1 protein-coding gene is annotated in these 280 nt (G+C 26.1%); it reads right to left on the bottom strand.

Going from position 1 to position 280, the window contains the following annotated elements; genetic code table 11:
• A partial coding sequence (locus tag ACY2RX_RS14660) for a lipocalin family protein (RefSeq protein WP_490104725.1) occupies positions 1–280 on the bottom strand: 280 nt, incomplete at both ends.

Here is a 280-nt window from a genome sequence, read left to right as displayed (position 1 = left end):
GAATAAATTTTAATATAAATTCGTTGTATTTATTAATATACAAAGTTATTGGAGAGCTAAAATCTTTGCAATCAGAGTTTGTATTATTCAAACTCATTTTTCCTTTGTTATTCTTAGAAACAAGTGTCCATTTACTTCCAACAAAACACTTAGAATCTTCAATATTAAAAGGTTTTACTTTTAAATAATCTTTACCCACATAATTAATAGAAGAAATATACCATTCTCCTTTAATTGTTCTCTCCGTTTTGTTGTTAAGCTTTGTGTTAGTTACTGGTGC

Source organism: Polaribacter sp. 2405UD43-2 (assembly GCF_058147125.1).
Note: the sequence above shows the minus strand (reverse complement) of the source record. Positions and strands in the feature narration are given on the sequence as shown.